17 protein-coding genes are annotated in these 19,165 nt (G+C 44.3%); 5 read left to right on the forward strand and 12 right to left on the reverse strand.

The window, feature by feature from the left end:
• The 8 genes from RXX31_RS04780 to RXX31_RS04815 all read right to left on the reverse strand — a co-directional run bounded on the left by RXX31_RS04780 (position 1) and on the right by RXX31_RS04815 (position 11,373).
• Positions 1–1,272, reverse strand: a complete 1,272-nt coding sequence (locus tag RXX31_RS04780; protein ID WP_317587964.1) for a YeaH/YhbH family protein — start codon at positions 1,270–1,272, stop codon at positions 1–3.
• A gap of 49 nt (positions 1,273–1,321) precedes the next feature.
• Positions 1,322–3,256, reverse strand: a complete 1,935-nt coding sequence (locus tag RXX31_RS04785) for a PrkA family serine protein kinase (RefSeq protein WP_317587965.1) — start codon at positions 3,254–3,256, stop codon at positions 1,322–1,324.
• 488 nt (positions 3,257–3,744) lie between these two features.
• Positions 3,745–4,245 (reverse strand): YfbU family protein, encoded by a 501-nt coding sequence (locus RXX31_RS04790; RefSeq protein WP_317587966.1) that lies wholly within the window; start codon positions 4,243–4,245, stop codon positions 3,745–3,747.
• A gap of 155 nt (positions 4,246–4,400) precedes the next feature.
• Positions 4,401–5,069, reverse strand: a complete 669-nt coding sequence (locus RXX31_RS04795; RefSeq protein WP_317587967.1) for an energy-coupling factor ABC transporter permease — start codon at positions 5,067–5,069, stop codon at positions 4,401–4,403.
• A 160-nt stretch (positions 5,070–5,229) separates the two neighbouring features.
• Positions 5,230–5,970: a pyruvate formate lyase 1-activating protein gene (pflA, locus tag RXX31_RS04800; protein ID WP_317587968.1), complete on the reverse strand. Its 741-nt coding sequence runs from the start codon at positions 5,968–5,970 to the stop codon at positions 5,230–5,232.
• Between the two features lie 143 nt (positions 5,971–6,113).
• Positions 6,114–7,091 carry a lipid A deacylase LpxR family protein gene (locus RXX31_RS04805; RefSeq protein WP_317587969.1) on the reverse strand — a complete coding sequence of 326 codons (978 nt, stop codon included), beginning with the start codon at positions 7,089–7,091 and terminating at the stop codon, positions 6,114–6,116.
• Between the two features lie 152 nt (positions 7,092–7,243).
• A complete protein-coding gene (gene pflB, locus RXX31_RS04810; RefSeq protein WP_317587970.1) occupies positions 7,244–9,520 on the reverse strand; it encodes a formate C-acetyltransferase in 2,277 nt (758 codons plus the stop codon).
• Positions 9,521–9,825: 305 nt separating this feature from the next.
• On the reverse strand, positions 9,826–11,373 hold the full coding sequence (locus tag RXX31_RS04815) for a DUF3360 family protein (RefSeq protein WP_317587971.1): 1,548 nt from the start codon (positions 11,371–11,373) through the stop codon (positions 9,826–9,828).
• A gap of 456 nt (positions 11,374–11,829) precedes the next feature.
• Here RXX31_RS04815 and RXX31_RS04820 point away from each other — a divergent pair, with 456 nt between their 5' ends.
• The 5 genes from RXX31_RS04820 to RXX31_RS04840 all read left to right on the forward strand — a co-directional run bounded on the left by RXX31_RS04820 (position 11,830) and on the right by RXX31_RS04840 (position 16,681).
• Positions 11,830–13,290 carry a 54K polar flagellar sheath protein A gene (locus tag RXX31_RS04820; protein WP_317587972.1) on the forward strand — a complete coding sequence of 487 codons (1,461 nt, stop codon included), beginning with the start codon at positions 11,830–11,832 and terminating at the stop codon, positions 13,288–13,290.
• A gap of 263 nt (positions 13,291–13,553) precedes the next feature.
• The gene (locus tag RXX31_RS04825; protein ID WP_317587973.1) at positions 13,554–14,324 is read left to right on the forward strand and encodes an ABC transporter ATP-binding protein; all 771 of its coding nucleotides are present in this window, start codon (positions 13,554–13,556) and stop codon (positions 14,322–14,324) included.
• Positions 14,325–14,407: 83 nt separating this feature from the next.
• Positions 14,408–15,178 (forward strand): ABC transporter substrate-binding protein, encoded by a 771-nt coding sequence (locus RXX31_RS04830; RefSeq protein WP_264902313.1) that lies wholly within the window; start codon positions 14,408–14,410, stop codon positions 15,176–15,178.
• An 81-nt stretch (positions 15,179–15,259) separates the two neighbouring features.
• Positions 15,260–16,000, forward strand: a complete 741-nt coding sequence (locus RXX31_RS04835; protein ID WP_065302145.1) for an ABC transporter permease — start codon at positions 15,260–15,262, stop codon at positions 15,998–16,000.
• A 3-nt stretch (positions 16,001–16,003) separates the two neighbouring features.
• The gene (locus tag RXX31_RS04840; protein WP_317587974.1) at positions 16,004–16,681 is read left to right on the forward strand and encodes an ABC transporter permease; all 678 of its coding nucleotides are present in this window, start codon (positions 16,004–16,006) and stop codon (positions 16,679–16,681) included.
• Positions 16,682–16,762: 81 nt separating this feature from the next.
• Here the strand turns inward: RXX31_RS04840 and xthA are convergent, their stop codons facing one another.
• The 4 genes from xthA to RXX31_RS04860 all read right to left on the reverse strand — a co-directional run bounded on the left by xthA (position 16,763) and on the right by RXX31_RS04860 (position 19,154).
• Positions 16,763–17,569, reverse strand: a complete 807-nt coding sequence (gene xthA, locus RXX31_RS04845) for an exodeoxyribonuclease III (RefSeq protein ID WP_317587975.1) — start codon at positions 17,567–17,569, stop codon at positions 16,763–16,765.
• Positions 17,570–17,659: 90 nt separating this feature from the next.
• Positions 17,660–17,827: a pleiotropic regulatory protein RsmS gene (rsmS, locus tag RXX31_RS04850; protein ID WP_317587976.1), complete on the reverse strand. Its 168-nt coding sequence runs from the start codon at positions 17,825–17,827 to the stop codon at positions 17,660–17,662.
• Complete coding sequence (locus RXX31_RS04855) at positions 17,827–18,372, reverse strand: primosomal replication protein (protein ID WP_317587977.1); 546 nt, start codon at positions 18,370–18,372, stop codon at positions 17,827–17,829. The genes rsmS and RXX31_RS04855 overlap by 1 nt, the downstream gene beginning before the upstream one ends.
• Complete coding sequence (locus RXX31_RS04860; RefSeq protein WP_317587978.1) at positions 18,369–19,154, reverse strand: sulfite exporter TauE/SafE family protein; 786 nt, start codon at positions 19,152–19,154, stop codon at positions 18,369–18,371. The genes RXX31_RS04855 and RXX31_RS04860 overlap by 4 nt, the downstream gene beginning before the upstream one ends.
• Positions 19,155–19,165: the final 11 nt, after the last annotated feature.

Raw genomic sequence — 19,165 nt, forward strand, 5'->3', positions numbered from 1 at the left:
TTACGCCGTTTCTTTGTGGAATAGTTCACGGAAGACAGGGAAGATATCCTCTACAGCGCGAATATTCTTCATCGCGAAGTTAGGAAATTCCTCAGTGAGTTTTTCATACTCATGCCACAAAGTTTGGTGAGAACGACGTGTGATCTCAATATATGAGTAGTACTGACAGTTAGGCAGTAACTTATTCACTAATAAGTCACGGCATCTCGGTGAGTCATCCGCCCAGTTATCACCATCGGATGCTTGCGCGGCATAAATGTTCCACTGTCCAATTGGGTAACGAGCTTTGATTATCTCATCCATGAGTTTTAGAGCACTGGATACGATGGTACCACCGGTTTCCTGAGAGTAGAAAAACTCATGCTCATCCACTTCTTTTGCTTGTGTATGGTGACGAATAAACACCACTTCCACGTTTTCATAAGTGCGAGTTAAGAACAGATAAAGCAGGACGTAAAATCGTTTAGCGATATCTTTGGTTGCTTGATCCATAGAGCCGGATACGTCCATTAAGCAGAACATCACCGCCTGGCTAGATGGAACAGGGCGTTTCTCGTAGTTTTTGAAACGCAAATCGAATGTGTCGATAAATGGGACACTGTCGATTTTCTTACGCAGTTCGACTATTTCCTTCTTCAAACGGCTCTCTTCAAACGGTTGCGCCGGCTCCATATTCTTAATGCGCGCGAGCTCATCCTCAAGCTCTTTAAGAAGACGTTTTTTACCTGCTGTCATGGCCGTTCTTCGGGCCAGAGATTGTTGAAGCGAACGTACAATTGCGATATTCGAGGGAATACCAGCGGTCTGGAAACCAGCACGGTGTGTTTTCCACTCGGTGATTTTCGCGATTTGGTTTTTCTCTAAATTCGGTAACTCCAGATCTTCGAAGAGAATATCAAGATACTCGTCTTTCGAAATTTGGAATACAAACTCGTCCTGACCTTCGCCGTCTGGACTTGCATTACCTTCTCCAGAGCCGCTACCTTGCCCTCCGGATTTTGGACGCTCAATTTTATCACCAGTAATGAACTGATCATTACCCGGGTGGACGCGTTCACGTAACCCACCTTGGCCCTGATGAAAAATCGGCTCTGTGATGTCTTTGTGCGGTATAGATACGTCTTCGCCCGTTTCCGTATTCGTGATCGAGCGTCGATTCACTGCGTCTGCCACCGACTCCTTGATTTGCTCTTTATGGCGCTTCAAGAAGCGCTGTCTGTTAACAGCGCTCTTGTTCTTGCCATTGAGCCTTCGGTCTATAAATTGCGCCATGAAATAGCCCTCTTCATGTTTCACACAAGCGACCTAACTCAATAATTGGTTAGGATGACTTACGTACTCGTAGGTACCACTCAGAAAGTAGGCGAACCTGTTTCTCGGTATAGCCTTTTTCCATCATGCGAGCGACAAAGTCGTCATGCTTCCTCTGATCTTCAGAAGAGGTTTTCGCATTAAATGAGATAACCGGAAGAAGTTCCTCAGTGTTAGAGAACATTTTCTTCTCGATAACTGTGCGCAGTTTTTCGTAGCTAGTCCAAACTGGGTTCTGACCATTGTTAGTGGCTTTCGCACGAAGCACAAAGTTGACGATTTCGTTTCGGAAATCTTTAGGGTTAGAAATACCCGCGGTTTTCTCGATCTTCTCTAGCTCTAGGTTTAGTGAAGCGCGGTCAAATAGCTGGCCAGTCTCTGGATCGCGGTACTCTTGATCCTGAATCCAGAAGTCCGCATAGGTCACGTAACGGTCAAAGATGTTCTGACCATATTCAGAGTAGGACTCTAGGTATGCCGTTTGAATTTCTTTACCAATAAACTCGACGTAACGCGGTACAAGGTATCCTTTCAAGAACTCAAGATATTTCTCTGCCGTTTCTGTCGGGAACTGTTCACGTTCAACTTGCTGTTCAATCACGTAGAACAGGTGGACCGGGTTCGCGGCCACTTCGGTTTGATCGAAGTTAAATACACGAGACAAGATCTTGAATGCGAAACGAGTGGATAGACCGCTCATACCTTCATCCACACCCGCGTAGTCACGATATTCCTGATAGCTTTTTGCCTTAGGATCGGTGTCTTTCAAGGTTTCACCGTCGTATACCCGCATTTTCGAGAAGATGGACGAGTTTTCAGGCTCTTTCAGGCGTGAAAGAATACTGAATTGTGCCAGCGTTTCTAACGTACTTGGTGAGCATGGTGCTTGTGACAGTTCGCTGTTTTCGAGAAGTTTTTGGTAAATTTTCACTTCTTCAGAAACGCGTAGACAGTATGGTACCTTCACGATGTACACACGGTCGAGGAACGCTTCGTTGTTTTTGTTGTTACGGAACGTTTGCCATTCTGACTCATTCGAGTGAGCCAGGATCATGCCATCGAACGGAATCGCAGACAGACCTTCGGTCCCGTTAAAGTTGCCTTCCTGAGTCGCGGTTAATAGCGGGTGAAGCACTTTAATCGGTGCTTTGAACATCTCTACGAACTCCATCAAACCTTGGTTCGCTTTACAGAGTGCACCAGAGTAGCTGTATGCATCCGGATCATCTTGCGAGAAATGCTCAAGTTTACGAATGTCCACTTTACCGACCAGTGATGAAATGTCTTGGTTGTTTTCATCACCCGGCTCTGTTTTGGCTACCCCGATTTGATCGAGGATAGAAGGGCGGACTTTCACCACTTTAAATTTAGTGATATCACCACCAAACTCATGCAGACGTTTGGCCGCCCAAGGAGACATGATTGAGCGTAGGTAACGCTGTTCAATGCCGTATTCTTTTTTCAGAATTTCGCCATCTTCGGAAGCTTTGAAGAGGCAGAAAGGATGGTCATTGACTGGGCTACGTTGACCGTTGGCAGTCAGAACATAAATCGGCATCTGTTCCATCAGTGCTTTCAGTTTCTCTGCCAATGATGATTTACCACCACCAACCGGACCGAGTAAGTAAAGAATCTGTTTACGTTCTTCCAGACCCTGCGCGGCGTGTTTTAGGTACGAAACGATTTGTTCTATCGCATCTTCCATGCCATAGAAATCTTTAAATGTTGAATAACGTGATATGACGCGGTTTGAGAAGATTCGGCTTAGCCGTGGATCTTTCGCCGTATCGATTACTTCAGGCTCACCGATGGCCATCAGTAGGCGTTCTGCTGCATTAGCGTATGCGCTTTTGTCATCCTTGCACAGGGCTAGAAACTCCTGTAACGACATCTCTTCATCTTTAGAAGCTTCATATCTGGATTGATAGTGGTCAAAAATACTCATGTCGCTTTCCCCTTTAATAGTCAGTCTACCGACGAACGTTGATGAAGGCTTACCCACCTGTTGTCATGCTCTTGGTTGTCTCACTGTATACGTACTGACATCTGAATTGGTTTTTACAGGACACCAGCTATGCGACACCAAAGACTTTGCTTTATGTAGAGATTTATCATCACAACGGTGAGCGGTGGATTTGAATCATTCAATCACAGCCTTTCTCTACTTAAGCCTAGTCGGGGATTTGCAATTTTGCTTAACAATTATGAATTTATTGTAGAAGTGGCATTTTCATCACGCAGGTATAAATGACGGGATTGTGTTGCGTGTTCAGCATTGATAAATCAAATGTTTTGCATCTAATGACTAATGTTAGTGATTCATCTTTGAGCTTAAAGAAAGATTGGAGAAATAGAGCTGAGGTGTAAAAAATAATTGGTGATGGAGGAAATAAAAAGGAGAGCCGGCGCTCTCCTACTTAATGGGTTGCATATTTATGCGCTGAAGATTTGTGACAGCTCGTTTGCACATAGGTGGTACTGGCGAGGACAGTTACGCCATGTTTGCAGCATGCGACGGTATTTGTCTAGCATTGGCATTTGGCTGTTGAAGTGATGGTCAGCCTTATTGAACTGTGGGTAAAGGCCTTCAGAGTCAATTAAAAAGCGTACGTAGTGTACTTGCTGTGCTTCTGACGCAATATCAAAGCCAAGGAATTGCAGACGACGTTGGTCGACTTTATCTTTTTCGTAATCATCGAGTAAGTTGTTGGACTCTTGCATCGCATGGTACATCTCCATAATGTCGATAATTTCACGACACTCTGCTTCAGTAATACGGCCAAAGTCTTTGTTTAGCTCGCACATTTGTAGTCCGTAACCACGCTCGACAATCGTTTGCAGACGTTTGTATTTCGCCGCATTACTTGGGTCGAGTTGAGACATTAGGTTGTACTGGTTTGATAGAATCAAACGTTGAGCGTTTGACATTTCCATGGGTAACCTCACTGAGTTTCTAATACACTTATAATGTGCTTAGGTTAACGCTTCAGACATGAGTGAAACATGATCTCAACACATATTTAATATGAAAAAATGACAAGAATTTCTCTATACAGCCAGCTTTCATCACGATATATTTCAAAGTCATGCTATTTTTTGTGATAGTGGTTGTATATGTAATCTCTATCGGAGAATACCCTCAGCCATTCCGGTTTAAATACGGTCAGCACAGCGAGTGACATCCCATTCAGCAAGCCTTCGGGAAAAGCGAGCAGAGGGACAAAAATAAAGTAGTTATGCTGAATCGTTTCCCAGTCGTAATGACCTACAGACAAGTGATAGAACGAATTGATTAGCAGATGCAAGCTGCCGGTAATGGCCCCGTTAAAGAAACCCGCAACAAAAATAAACACAAAGATGTTACGTGGTAAATAGTGATAACTAAGTAGAAATACCAAATAGCTGATCAGAATAGGAAGTAGGGCAGAAAGTACCAGAGAGCTTGGCAACAAGACGAGCGAAATACCGTGTATCCAGTGATTGGCAACCATAGCGGGAATGCTGATTAAAAACGCCATTCGCCACCCATACATCATGGTTAAGGTCGTTAACGCGAGAAAGTGTATTTTCAGCCCATCCTTCACGCCCGCCTGGGCGGACCACAAAATGGTTAACAGAAAAAGTGTTGCAAAAACAATGTGCTGAAATGATTTTTCTTGCTCAAGCTTAGGCCAGACGACTTTTTTCCAGTCGGGTATACAAAAGGCAATGACCACCCATGCGATTACGATTAATGATCCCAAGTTAAACCAATCCATGACTTATTTCCTAAAACATTCTCTTGTTACTGTTACGCGCATTCTGGTCATTGAGCGCTATTCTACATGGGCGAAGAAGGTAAATAACCCTTTTGATTTAACAGAATAAAAAAATACCAGCACTTGGCTGGTATTTTAAATGGAAGAAAGTTGTGCACTGTTAGTATTTTACATTTGGGTGGTACTGAGAAAGAATCGACTGTATTTCATCCATCGTCTCTTTAGGTGGTGGGTTAACACCTTCAAGAGGATACTCTAAACCAAGCGCTTCCCATTTATGTGCGCCAAGCTTGTGGTAAGGAAGCAGTTCCACTTTCTCGATGTTGTCCATATCTTTGATAAACTCACCAAGCATGTGTGCCGCTTGAGGATCATCCGTATAACCAGGAACCACAACATAGCGAATCCAGGTTGTCTGGCCGATCTTGTTCAGGTAGCGAGCAAAGTCCAGCGTTCTTTTGTTCGATACACCGACTAAATCCTGATGAATTTCATCTTTCATGTGTTTGATGTCTAACATCACGAGATCAGTGGCGTCGAGTACTTCGTCAATCACATCAGTATGCTTACGAATATAACCGTTAGTATCCAGGCAGGTATGCATTCCTTCCGCTTTCGCCGCTCGGAAAAAGTCACGAACAAACTCAGGTTGAAGCATAGCCTCACCGCCTGAACAAGTGATACCACCGCCAGACGCCTTCATGAAATGACGGTATGATTTCGCCTCCGCAATGATTTCTTCTACGGTAACTTCTTTTCCGTCATGCGTATCCCAAGTATCGCGGTTATGACAATACTTACAACGCATCAAACAACCTTGCAAGAAGACGATAAAACGAATACCAGGTCCGTCTACGGTACCACATGACTCAAACGAGTGAATACGACCAGTTGCTGACATCTTTTGCTCTCATGACTTATATAAGAATGCTGTTATTTTATTACAAAAATCAGGGTTAAAACAGTCTTGTAGCAAGAGAAGGTGCGGTATAACGAGCAATCAAATGGTCAATGCGCCGTTTATTGACCATTTGAGCTGATTATTTAAAAGAAGGCAAAGACAGAAAACGAGCCCGTACCGTAAACATCGGTTTGTGACTCTTTATACTCTGGCGTTTTAACCGTAAACGTGACACTTGCGCCATAGCTTTGGTTATACCAAGTCGCTCCGGCGACAGCGCTGGCCTGCCAGTGTTCCAGTGTGACATCGTAGGGCTCAGATGCCCCCGGGATACCGGAGCGATCACCTTCGATAGTGATGTCATTGAAACGGTAACGCCCTTCAAATCCGCCAAACAAGAACCAGCTGGTAGAGTGATTGGACAGCATGCTGGCCGAAAATGGACTTTCCACGCTGATGTTTGCCGCACCAAGACTACTCGCCAAGTTTGTTCCCCAACGAAACATCACACCCTGGGATAAGTCACTGCGAAAATTGCCAGCATTAATATCATTGATGTTAGTGATTTCCCACTGAGTGGTTTTCCCTTCACTGCGCATTAACTTGTTGAATGCGCGGTATCCAACGCTTAACGCGAGATAGTCGTCAATTTGGTAATCCCAGCCTTGTGGAGCTGGGGATCCAGTAATGCTGTGAACCAGTGACTGCGCCTTTTCCGACAGTGCGCTTTCGCCGGTGGTACCGATGGTAAAGTTATAGCGCACGGCTTTATCTGCAGTTAATGAAAGATAGTTAAGTTCTGTGTGCAGATAACCAGCGTAAGGGCGATCATTTGCCAGAGGATAATTGGCATCTATGTCTTTCGGCGTCCACATTTTATGGCCAAGCACCAGTTCTATTTTATCAACACTAGAGAGTGAAGAGTGACTTAGGCTTAGCCAGTCCCATTCACTTTCTTTTTTTAGTTTTCCGGTCGCGTAAGAGAGAAATATGCCATTGGTATAATCATGGTCAACACCGAAGATACCGTCATTATCGATTGTAAATGAAACGGTGGATTTGGTGGATGCGAGAGCCGCAGGCGAGAGTAAGACAAGCGCGATAAGTTTATAAAATTTCATGTAATACTTTTAGTCATTTTCTTTGCATCATACGTAAGATTGGCAGCAAAATCCTTTGCCATGTCCCAAGATTAGCGCTGAAAATGAAAAAAAGCCGATGCTTTTCAGCATCGGCTCTGGTTGTATTGCTTATACGTTATTTTGCGACAGTCTTATAGTGACTCAGTGAATGTACGCGCGATAACGTCAGCTTGCTGTTCAGCAGTCAGAGAGTTGAAACGTACAGCGTAACCAGATACACGGATAGTTAGCTGAGGGTATTTCTCTGGGTGTTTAACCGCATCTTCTAGTGTTTCGCGGTTAAGCACGTTCACGTTTAGGTGTTGACCACCTTCGATGCCTGCTTCGTGGTGGAAGTAACCATCCATTAGGCCAGCAAGGTTAGCGCGTTGGCTAGTTTCTTCTTTACCTAGTGCGTTTGGCACGATAGAGAATGTGTAAGAGATACCATCTTGAGCGTCAGCAAACGGTAGTTTCGCTACTGAAGTCAATGATGCTACTGCACCTTTCTCATCACGGCCGTGCATTGGGTTTGCACCTGGCGCAAATGGTGTACCAGCGCGGCGACCATCTGGCGTGTTACCAGTCTTCTTACCGTATACCACGTTTGAAGTGATAGTCAGGATAGACTGAGTAGGGATCGCGTCGCGGTAAGTCTTAAGCTCACGGATCTTGTTCATAAATACAGAAACAAGTTCACAAGCGATGTCATCTACGCGAGCGTCGTTGTTACCGAATTTAGGGTAATCGCCTTCGATTTCAAAGTCGATTGCCAGACCATCTTCGTCACGAACTGGTTTAACTTTCGCGTATTTGATTGCTGATAGAGAGTCAGCAGCAACAGATAGACCCGCGATACCACAAGCCATTGTACGTTTAACGTCACGGTCATGTAGAGCCATTAGAGACGCTTCGTAGCTGTACTTGTCGTGCATGAAGTGGATGCTGTTTAGTGCAGTCACGTACTGCTTAGCTAACCAATCCATGAAGTGATCCATTTTTTCCCATAGCTCGTTGTAATCCAGGTATTCACCTTCGATTTTATCCATCTTAGGACCAACTTGGATCTTCAGCTTCTCATCGATACCGCCGTTGATGGTGTAAAGCATAGTTTTTGCAAGGTTCGCACGAGCACCGAAGAACTGCATTTGCTTACCAACAACCATTGGAGATACACAACAAGCGATAGCGTAATCGTCTGAATCCATGTCTGGACGCATTAGGTCGTCGTTTTCGTACTGGATAGAAGAAGTATCGATAGATACTTTTGCACAGAAACGTTTGAAACCATCAGGAAGCGCTTCAGACCAAAGAACAGTGATGTTTGGCTCTGGAGAAGGACCCATAGTGTACAGGCTGTTTAGGAAACGGAAGTTAGAACGCGTTACTAGCGTACGACCGTCAAGACCCATACCACCCATAGATTCTGTAGCCCAGATAGGGTCGCCAGAGAATAGCTCATCGTACTCAGGAGTACGTAGGAAACGAACCATACGTAGTTTCATTACGAAGTGGTCGATCATTTCTTGAGCTTGGTCTTCAGTGATCTTACCTGCAGCAATATCGCGCTCGATGTACACGTCTAGGAATGTAGAAGTACGGCCTAGAGACATTGCAGCACCGTTTTGAGACTTAACTGCCGCTAGGTAGCCGAAGTAAGTCCATTGGATAGCTTCTTGTGCAGTTTCAGCTGGACGACCAATATCGAAGCCGTATTTTGCAGCCATAGTCTTGATTTGACCTAGCGCGCGGTGTTGCTCTGCAATTTCTTCACGAAGTTGCATCGTCATGTGAAGGTCTTCGCCGTTCTCAAATTTCTCTTGAAGAGAAGTGAACTGAGCTAGTTTGTCCTTCATTAGGAAGTCAATACCGTATAGCGCAACGCGACGGTAGTCACCGATGATACGACCACGGCCGTATGCGTCAGGAAGACCAGTTAGTACACCAGACTTACGACATGCAAGGATATCAGGAGTGTAGATATCGAAAACACCAGCGTTGTGTGTTTTACGGTATTCAGTGAAGATTTTCTTAATTTGTGGGTCTAGTTCGCGGTCGTATGCTTTGCATGAACCTTCAACCATGCGAATACCACCGTTAGGGATGATCGCACGTTTTAGAGGCGCTTCAGTTTGTAGACCTACAATAGTTTCAAGATCTTTTTCGATGTAGCCTGCATCGTGAGCAGTGATGGTAGAGATAACAGATGTATCGAAATCAACAGGCGCGTGAGTCGCGTTCTCTTGTTTGATACCTTCCATTACTTTAGCCCAAAGCTTGTTTGTTGCTTCAGTACCTTCAGAAACTAGGAAAGATTCGTCGCCTTCGTACGGGGTGTAGTTCTTTTGAATGAAATCACGAACGTTTACTTCGTTTTGCCAATCACCTGCAGCAAAACCTTCCCAAGCTTTAGCAAATTGCTCTGCCATGACATACCTACCTTTTTAGTAGAAAAAAATACGTACTGCTTCGCCGTTGAGCCAGCTATCCCCAGTGAAACAGGGGAACAGTACACTCTTATGAATAACAATATTTATAGTCTTAAATTCACAATTTTGGGTTACAAAACTATAAATATTGTCACTGCTTAAAACGTCTACCTTTTCAAACAACAATTGCAGGTTAAACTAAAATTTTTTTGCAAACCTTAAACTAAATCAATAAATGCTCAACTTTTTGGATAAAAATGGGGTAGCGACAAGCGCTACCCAAACATTTTTTTAAGCGTTAGGCATTATAGCCAAGCCTTTAATCCATACTGAGCTTCTAGCATACCAACAGCTAGCATAGCAACCAAACAGATAATAAATACAGTCACAGGAATAATAATTTTATCCATGAATGACAAGCGTGATGCACGTTCTTTATCACCAATCAAGCCGTTGTTATCTAAGAACATGGTTAATGCCCAAGCGAGTACTGGGTTAGCGACAATAGATGCAAAGATACAGATGCCCGCTGCTTGAGAATCTTTTGTATCACGAACCATTTGCATACCCGCTTCAAGTAGAGGTAGAGAGACACCTACAAGTAGCGCAACGCGCATTACTGGTGGCCATACCGCTACGTCCATTGGGAAACCTAGAATCGCTACGATGATACATAGAGAGCCAAGAAGAATCGCACCTGCTGGGATAGGACGTTTGGCGATAGCAGCTGGGATCATGTAAGTACCCCAAGATGAAGTGATGTTACCACCACCTACAGCAGTACCAACCATTTGACGGAAAGAACACATGGTCATGGTGTCATCCACGTCCATCAGTACTTTTTCTGTCTTACGTGGGTAGTTCATTTCCTGGAAGATACGGTGGCCAAGGAAGTCTGGTGACCACATTGCAACGGCAAGAATAGCGAATGGTAGAGAAGCGATGAAGTGTTCTGCATTTGGCAGACCTAGCATCCAACCTTCTTCTGTGCTACCCCACCAGTAAACTGGGTTAAGGTTTGGCAGACCCGTTTTCGTTTCGAATACAATGTCAAAGCCAGCACCAAAAACAAGCGCAATCGCAAGACCGGTGAATGCACACACTGGAATTGCCAACCAACGTTTGTTGATTTTCGCTAGGTAAGCATAGATAGCAACAGTAATACCCAGAACCACAAAACCAACGTAGCCCATGCTGCCTGCGGCTACATCCGCTGACTGTAAGCCAGTCGCCCATGCTTGAATGGAATTGATTTGGCTAATCGTACCCGTTAAGCCTAAGAAAATAAGCAAACCACCGGCGGTACCTTCAGAAGTGAGGTTGACGAGTTTTGAGCCGCCTTTAAAAAATGAGAGTAGAAGGCCAAAAATACCGATAAGGATTGCAAGAGCAAGAGGGTGAGCACCTGCAAGAGCGATAGTACCAATCAATGGAATCATTGGACCATGGTTACCGGCGAGGTTCGCTTTAGGGTTGAAGACCCCTGAAGCTAAAATACAGAAAAGAAGAGCAGGGATAAGCATTTCGACACGAGCAACTTCGATTGCGAACTCTTTTGTCAAATGCACATGATCCCAAGCTTGGGTTAAACCTTCTGCCCAAGACATCATTACTGCAGAATACATCGCGATAATGCCGATAGTACCCGCAATAGCCGGAACAAAATCTTCAAGCTCGAAACGGAAATCACGACCTGGCAAGTTTAAGCCAAAACGACGTGGCTTCATGATTTGCAGTTCGTGGTCTAGGTAGTCTGAACGGCTGTCGAACTCAGATGCTGGACGATGAAGCTCTCGGTAGCTCTTGGTCTCGATATCTGAATCAGAGTGCACTTTATTCACTGCGTCTGACATAGATTCCTCATATATTTAAAAGTTATGAATTCTTTACTCAGTGGCGTTGCTTCGCTTGATGCGCGCCGCCCTATGCTAGCTATTATTAGATTTGTTGCACGTTAACCTTGTGCCTAAGCATAGCTAATAACTTGTTGTGTTGAGGCACAAAATTTTCCTCAAATGGTGGCTGGAGTCTAACAAGATAGCCATTTTGGGTGATTGATTTAGATCACTTTAAATAAGTGACATGAAAGAAAACTACAAAATATGTCCGTTACAGGAATAATACGGCTATTTTCCGCGTAATTTCATTACACAAGTTGCATAAAGTTAGAAGTTGCCGGGAGATATCACACTAGTAGCACGGAAAATAAGCTTATTGTTCAGATGCATATAAAGCTGGCTTTAATCTTGCTTAAACCGGGAAAGACGATTTTTTTGGCTAATCATTGCCGCTCAGTTTAGGAAGAAAACATGAAACAGCTTAAAATAGTGCCACTAGTGGCAATCATTTCAGGATTAATGGTCGGTTGTGGCGGCGGTGGCGGTGGTGGCGGTGCTGCGCCGAAAACGGCATTTACTTTTGATTTTGCGATACCAGCAACAATGACTGAAAGTGAAGCTACTGCGAAAGGTTGTACGGTGTATGACCATAACGACGATATTACGGTTTTAACCTACAGCGCAGCGTCAAAAGAGCAAGTGACTAACTATATTATCGGTTACTACTCTGATGCTGATGGAAAAATGTCGGGTGATATCATTAAACCAACCACCGATAATTTTAAGTTTTATCTTGAAGATATCCCTGACGGCGGTTTTATCACGTTTCAGGCAATAGAGTTTAACGGTAGGGAAGCTCGCGTAAATACGTTTTCAAAACAATTCTTGCAAGATAAGAAACTACGTAATGCCACTTTTGCCCTGAACCGAGACTCTTTGAATAAATGCTTTACTGGCGGCAATTTGGCGAGCAACGAGTTCACTAATTTAGATTACCGAAATGCTGAGTCAGGTGGTGGCGATTACAACTTTGTCTCGCAAACCGATACTTTCACCTCTCCTAACCCTGATATGTTGCCGACAGATGAACTAATGGGGCTAAAAGATGAGCCAACTGCATTGTTCCAATATGAATCTGGTTCAAGTAACGAGGCGCTTTACCAGTATGGTATTGGTTCGTGGGGGACTGGTGAGATCGCTTTAGTAAGGGCTGATAATACGTCAAACATTTATTCTTCTTCTGATTATGCTTACGATTCTCTTCACATTGGTTTTGTTACTAACGGTTTTGCGTATGATGCGCTGGAACTAGGTAAATCGACGGATGAATATAATCGCCCTAGCTCAACCAATAATGAAACTTGGGTTTACATGGCGCTCTCTGAGAGTCAAGTTAATGGCTGGGAGTCTCGACTTAACGAAACGGTCTCAGATGGATGGGATATTGATGTTGATCCGAGCTCTTACCTAAACATTGATAACCTGCCAAATACAAAACCAAGTGTTTCAATGCAAGGAAGTTCAGAGTCGGTGATTGATCTGGACATGGGTTTAACGTCGTCAACAGAAGGCTTCACTCGTGTCGCTTACTTTGCTGCTTCTGGAGACTATAAAGTCACACATCGCATTTTCACAAAGAGTGATAGTGACTCTGTCGTTGTTCCTGAGCTGTCTTACTACAACTTTCCTACATCGGTTATTACTGGTTTGAAAGTTTCAGATTCGGACGACTTTAATCGCACAACTGTGGTGTTGAGTGAAGGTAGCAATATCGACTCTAAGACTTTCATGAGCTTCTTTTCTAATGGTCAAGCATCAGAGCCTGAACTAGAACAAGACCTGGATGGCATTATTACTTCTGAAAAAGAAGGCTTAGAGAATGAAGTCAAATTACGTACTTCAAACTCACTGGTAGTCAGTCGTTTTAATTAACTCGTAGCGACACAGAATAAGTTTCAATTAACACTTTTGTAATTTTATTAAACCCCTTCTAGAAGGGGTTTTTTTATATATAGTATTCAAGAAATAAAGCATATAGTGCTAAATATTGCATATTAATTTGGCTATCCTATCTAACTATTCGAATTATTTAGGTTAATCATTTGTTGCAACTTTCAAGCCGGGGTGCTAATTTGTTTCGAATCAGATAGGGCGGAGTCCCTTACAGCAGTGAAAAAACACAGGGAGTAAAGCGCATGAATGATGTACCAGCGCTAGATATAAAAGACCTGCACAAAACATTTGGACAAAATGAAGTCCTTAAGGGAATCTCTCTTTCCGCACATAAAGGGGATGTTATCTCTATCATTGGCTCTTCCGGTTCCGGCAAGAGTACTTTTCTCAGATGTATCAACTTATTAGAGACACCAACCGCTGGCGAGATTTGGGTAAACGGTGAGCTTATTCAAATGAAGAATAACCGAGCTGGGGAATCTGTACCTGCCAACGAAAAGCAAGTGCAGCGTATTCGTTCTCGTCTTGCTATGGTATTCCAGGGGTTTAACCTGTGGTCTCACCTTACCGTTTTAGAGAATGTTATCGAAGCACCTGTTCACGTATTGGGTGTGCCGAAAGCTCAAGCCATTGAAAACGCAGAAGTGCTGCTTAAAAAAGTGGGTCTTTACGAACGTAAGGATTATTACCCAGGGCACTTATCTGGTGGTCAGCAACAACGTGCCGCAATCGCTCGTGCCTTGGCTGTCGATCCAGAAGTGATGCTGTTTGATGAACCAACATCTGCACTAGACCCAGAGCTAGTTGGAGAAGTGCTGGGGGTAATGAGAGACTTGGCAGAAGAGGGGCGTACCATGTTAGTCGTCACTCACGAAATGGCCTTTGCTCGTGACGTATCGAACCACGTGATGTTCCTTCACCAAGGACTGGTCGAAGAACAAGGTGATCCTGCTAAGCTATTTACTAATCCAGATTCACCGCGCTTACAGCAGTTTATTTCATCGATTTACTAAGATTCTTTGGGAGGCAGCTTTTTGCCTCCTACGCAAACACAACAAACAAAATCAAATAAAATGGAAATCACAGGAGTATGGAAATGAAAAAGTGGTTATTAGCAGCAACGCTTGCTGCAACGGCAGTATCTGGCGCCGTTCAAGCGAAAGAATGGAAAACGGTTCGCTTTGGTGTTGAAGGCGCATATCCTCCGTTTAGCTGGACTGAAACTGACGGCTCTTTAAAAGGTTTTGACGTTGATATGGCAAATGCACTTTGTGAAGAAATGCAAGTGAAGTGTCAAATCGTTGCTCAAGACTGGGATGGCATTATTCCTTCTCTGCTAGCACGTAAATACGATGCAATCATCGCAGCAATGTCGATTACCGAAGAGCGTAAGAAGAAAGTTGACTTCACTGGTAAATACGCACTTATTCCTAACAAATTCATTGCGAAGAAAGGTGCGAATCTAGATTTTGACAACCTAGATGGCAAGAAAATCGCAGTACAACGTGCAACCACGCACGATAAATACCTGACAGACAACTACGGTGACAAAGTTGAGATCGTGCGTTACGGCTCATTTGATGAAGCTTATCTAGACCTTGCTAACGGTCGTGTTGTTGCGGTACTTGGCGATGCTTCAGCTTTAGAAGAAGGTGTACTGAACAAAGCTGGCGGTGATGAATATGAATTTGTTGGTCCATCGCTTACAGATCCGAAATGGTTTGGTGAAGGTTTTGGTATTGCGGTTCGTAAGCAAGATAAAGACCTGACGCAAAAGCTAGATGCGGCGATTTTGTCACTACGTGATAAAGGTGTTTACCAAGAACTCGCTGGTAAATACTTCAACTACGATATCTACGGCGAATAAGTCGTAATTAAGCGACCGTTGGCCTGTTCCTAGAAGTAGTCAACGGTCGATTTTTTGAGTTTAGGGATTAGGAACTCACCTATGCTGGATTTACAAGGATACGAAGCTTCCATCTTTACAGGAGCTTTGGTAACTATTGAAGTTGCAGTGCTTTCTCTGCTACTTGCAGTAATACTGGGCATGCTTGGTGCTTTAGCCAAGTTATCACCTTATAAATGGGCAAGAGCCATTGCCACGCTCTACACCACCATTATTCGCGGTATCCCAGATTTGGTTCTGATGATGCTGATTTTCTTTGGTGGACAAATACTTTTAAACAACAGCCTTTATTCTATCAATGAAACGTTAAATGAGTGGTTTGCGTCGAGTGACCCTAACCATGAGTGGACGTCATATCTACCAGATTATATCGACGTGAGCCCATTTATTGCTGGTGTACTAACGATTGGCTTTATTTTTGGTGCTTACATGGCAGAAACGTTCCGTGGTGCGATTATGGCCGTCGACAGAGGCGAACTAGAAGCGGCAAAAGCTTATGGTATGAACGCAGTTCTATCGTTCAGAAGAATTCTTTTGCCACAGATGATCCGTCATGCTTTACCTGGTTTTGGTAATAACTGGCTAGTGTTGCTTAAAACCACGGCCTTGGTTTCTATCATTGGTCTTGATGACATGGTGAGAATGAGTTCATTGGCTGCTGGCTCGACAAAAATGCCATTTACGTTCTACATGGCTGTCGCCATCATATTCCTATTCTTTACCAGTGTTTCTACAGGTTTGCTTAAGCTTGTTGAACGCAAGTTCAGTATTCATGCGAGGTAAGTTATGGACTTTTCACTGATTATTGAAAGTTTCCCGATTTACCTGAGTGGGCTTTGGACGACGGTATGGCTGGTGGGTCTTGCGCTTATCATCGGGTTGTGTGTGTCTATTCCGATGGCGGTAGCAAGAAACAGTAAGAACTATGCGTTGAGTATGCCATCATGGGCGTTCATCTACTTTTTCCGTGGCACGCCTCTGCTAGTACAGCTTTATCTCATTTATTACGGTATGGATCAGTTCTTCCCGGTAAAAGATACGCTTTGGGAAAACGCTTGGTTTTGTGCCCTTGTGGCCTTTGTATTGAATACCTCAGCTTATACAGCGGAAATTATTCGTGGTGCAATTAATGGGTTACCAAAAGGTGAGGTAGAGGCGGCTAAAGCGTATGGAATGAGTAAATTTAAGACTTACCGTCGTATCATTTTGCCGAGCGCCTTGCGCAGAGCGTTACCCGTATATTCAAATGAAGTTATCTTTATGCTTCACGGAAGTGCGGTAGCCGGTATCGTCACCATCATGGATCTGACAGGTGCTGCACGTCTGGTTAACTCGCGTTATTACGCGCCATTTGAATCATTCTTAACTGCGGGCTTATTCTATATGATGCTGACATTTATCATCCTGTGGTGCTTTAAACAGGCGGAGAAGCGCTTCCTGGCTTATACACGTCCGTTAAGCTAATAGTGGTATCTATAGTGACCAATAAAAAAGAGCGCTTTAAGAAGGCGCTCTTTTTTGGACCGTATCTCGCCCTAAATCGGATTATTTGAACGTTGACCAGATAGGGGCGTGGTCTGATGGTTTCTCAATGCCACGCAGTTCATAGTCGATACCGGACTCAATACATTTCTGTGCCAGTGAGGGTGTTGCCAGAATCACATCGATTCGTAGGCCACGGTTATCATCAAAACCGCGAGAACGGTAATCAAACCAAGAAAAGCGATCATTCACTTCTGGGTACAGTTTGCGGAACGTATCCTCAAAGCCCCAGTCTAATAAAATTTTCAGCCATTCACGCTCTTCTGGTTGGAAGGAGCATTTGCCCGTTTTTAGCCAGCGTTTACGGTTTGGCTCGCCAATGCCAATGTCGTCATCAATCGGGCTGATGTTAATGTCACCCATGACAATCAATTGCTCACCGTTATTGTGATGATCATTTAAGTAGGTCATCAGATCTTTGTAGAACTGGCGCTTATACGGGAATTTGGTTTCGTGGCTGATATTGTCCCCTTGAGGGAAGTAGCCGTTAAGTACCGTTATCTTTTCGCCATTTTCATCGACAAAAGTCGCCATGATCATGCGCTTTTGATGTTCTTCATTATCGGTTGGAAACCCTTTTTGTACGCTGAGAGGCTCTTGCTTACAAAGCATCGCTACGCCGTAGTGCGCCTTTTGACCATGAAAGTACACTTTATAGCCCATGGCTTCGACATCAGCAATTGGAAACGCTTCATCGTGGACTTTGATTTCTTGTAGACCGATAACATCCGGCTGGTGTTTGTCAATAAGCGCCTGGAGCTGGTGCAGTCTTGCACGAAGTCCATTGATGTTAAAGCTGATTACTTTCATTATTTATCCTTCTCAAGGGCGTATTTGTCGTGGATGGTAGCATTGCTGAATCGCGATGCAAATGGCTCTCAACAAAATGCGAGGATCAGGTTACTGTTTTTGTTTCAATTTATTTTCTAAATCGGTCTGGACGATTTTCAAAGCACTTAGCGCAACTTCGGGAGCAATTTCGTTCGACTCAAGTAAGTAGATCAGATCGACGGCCAGCTTTACTTCTTCTGGAGCATCGTCAAGAGGAGAGGTTGGTTGGTCAGACATTACTGATGTTTTTCCCTGTAAGTGATTTGGTTTTCGAGTTTAACTATAGCGGCTTCGCAGCGTTCCAGTCTTTGCTCTGTAGCGAGTAATACCTTTTGCGCTTCGGCACGCATAAAGCTTGGAGCGGTTGCTACGTCTCTCTCTTTATCAAGCACCATTTCTCGTAAACGTCGAGCCCATTCTTGGTGTTGGGCCAGCTCTTGATACAGCACGTTGATTGGTTTTCGGAAATGACTACTGTGTTTAATTTCGTTTTTACGGATTTTGGTGGTCGAGATTTCCCGCTGGATAGCGGCAATCTGTGCAACTAAGCGCTCAGTAAGATATTCAGCGCGCAGGGCGGTTAACATTCCTTCGTCCTGCTCGCGAACTATAGTACTCAATGTCGACTTCGCTTCCTTGACACATGGCGTCAACAATCGAGAACGGCAGCTAAACAGGCGTTCGTCAAAAAGCGGCACATGATGTTCGCCTCGTTGACGATCAAGTATGGCTGCTTGCTTTGCCATCTGTTCTAAATGGGCTGAAAGTTGATCGATGTTCATGTTAAACCTACAAACCAGGCGTCATAAGCCAACTTGATAGCCAGTATACTCACCACAGTAACGAAGACTGGGCGAATAAACTTCGCACCAAAGTGAATCGCGGAGTGAGCACCAACAAAGGCACCTGCCATTAAGCATACTCCCATCGTTAAGCCTAGCACCCAGTTGATATGCCCTAATAGCGCAAAAGTAATCAGAGACGTAAAGTTACTGGTAAAGTTCATCGCTTTTGCCAGACCAGAAGCCAGCAAAATGTTTAGACGGTATAGCGCCATGGAGCTCACCGTCCAGAATGCGCCTGTCCCCGGGCCTGCAAGTCCATCGTAGAAACCAAGTGAAAAGCCTTGCGCATACTGTTTTTTATGTAGCAGCGGGCATGGCTCTGGTATTGGACTTTGGTGTGTTGTTTGCGGGGTTTTATGAAAAACAGTATAAAGCGCGGCAGCCAAAATAATCAGTGGCAGTACTTTCTCTAACCACTCGGTACTGATTGCATCGACAAACAGCGTACCAAGTGTCGCGCCTATTAGCGTGGCAACAAAAGATCTTCCCCAGCTTCGCGGGCGGAATAAACGCTTTCTGTAATAGGTGAAAGCGGCCGTTGAAGAAGCAAAGGTCGCGGCTAGCTTGTTTGTACCCAAAGCAATATGGGGAGGAAGGCCCAAAGATAACAGGGTTGGGACGGTTAGCATTCCACCGCCACCCGCAACGGCATCGATAAATCCTGCAACAAAAGCGACTAGCGCCAACACCAGCAACATGCCTGGCTCAATCATTTCCATAAATGGTTTTT

This window comes from Vibrio sp. EA2 (genome assembly GCF_033042495.1).
Classification (GTDB): Bacteria; Pseudomonadota; Gammaproteobacteria; order Enterobacterales; family Vibrionaceae; genus Vibrio.

What these genes read in the sequence shown, in the direction of transcription:
- RXX31_RS04780 (WP_317587964.1), bottom strand. Translation starts at nt 1,272, where the DNA reads ATGGCGCAATTTATAGACCGAAGGCTCAATGGCAAGAACAAGAGCGCT.
- RXX31_RS04785 (WP_317587965.1), bottom strand. Translation starts at nt 3,256, where the DNA reads ATGAGTATTTTTGACCACTATCAATCCAGATATGAAGCTTCTAAAGAT.
- RXX31_RS04790 (WP_317587966.1), bottom strand. Translation starts at nt 4,245, where the DNA reads ATGGAAATGTCAAACGCTCAACGTTTGATTCTATCAAACCAGTACAAC.
- RXX31_RS04795 (WP_317587967.1), bottom strand. Translation starts at nt 5,069, where the DNA reads ATGGATTGGTTTAACTTGGGATCATTAATCGTAATCGCATGGGTGGTC.
- pflA (WP_317587968.1), bottom strand. Translation starts at nt 5,970, where the DNA reads ATGTCAGCAACTGGTCGTATTCACTCGTTTGAGTCATGTGGTACCGTA.
- RXX31_RS04805 (WP_317587969.1), bottom strand. Translation starts at nt 7,091, where the DNA reads ATGAAATTTTATAAACTTATCGCGCTTGTCTTACTCTCGCCTGCGGCT.
- pflB (WP_317587970.1), bottom strand. Translation starts at nt 9,520, where the DNA reads ATGGCAGAGCAATTTGCTAAAGCTTGGGAAGGTTTTGCTGCAGGTGAT.
- RXX31_RS04815 (WP_317587971.1), bottom strand. Translation starts at nt 11,373, where the DNA reads ATGTCAGACGCAGTGAATAAAGTGCACTCTGATTCAGATATCGAGACC.
- RXX31_RS04820 (WP_317587972.1), top strand. Translation starts at nt 11,830, where the DNA reads ATGAAACAGCTTAAAATAGTGCCACTAGTGGCAATCATTTCAGGATTA.
- RXX31_RS04825 (WP_317587973.1), top strand. Translation starts at nt 13,554, where the DNA reads ATGAATGATGTACCAGCGCTAGATATAAAAGACCTGCACAAAACATTT.
- RXX31_RS04830 (WP_264902313.1), top strand. Translation starts at nt 14,408, where the DNA reads ATGAAAAAGTGGTTATTAGCAGCAACGCTTGCTGCAACGGCAGTATCT.
- RXX31_RS04835 (WP_065302145.1), top strand. Translation starts at nt 15,260, where the DNA reads ATGCTGGATTTACAAGGATACGAAGCTTCCATCTTTACAGGAGCTTTG.
- RXX31_RS04840 (WP_317587974.1), top strand. Translation starts at nt 16,004, where the DNA reads ATGGACTTTTCACTGATTATTGAAAGTTTCCCGATTTACCTGAGTGGG.
- xthA (WP_317587975.1), bottom strand. Translation starts at nt 17,569, where the DNA reads ATGAAAGTAATCAGCTTTAACATCAATGGACTTCGTGCAAGACTGCAC.
- rsmS (WP_317587976.1), bottom strand. Translation starts at nt 17,827, where the DNA reads ATGTCTGACCAACCAACCTCTCCTCTTGACGATGCTCCAGAAGAAGTA.
- RXX31_RS04855 (WP_317587977.1), bottom strand. Translation starts at nt 18,372, where the DNA reads ATGAACATCGATCAACTTTCAGCCCATTTAGAACAGATGGCAAAGCAA.
- RXX31_RS04860 (WP_317587978.1), bottom strand. Translation starts at nt 19,154, where the DNA reads ATGGAAATGATTGAGCCAGGCATGTTGCTGGTGTTGGCGCTAGTCGCT.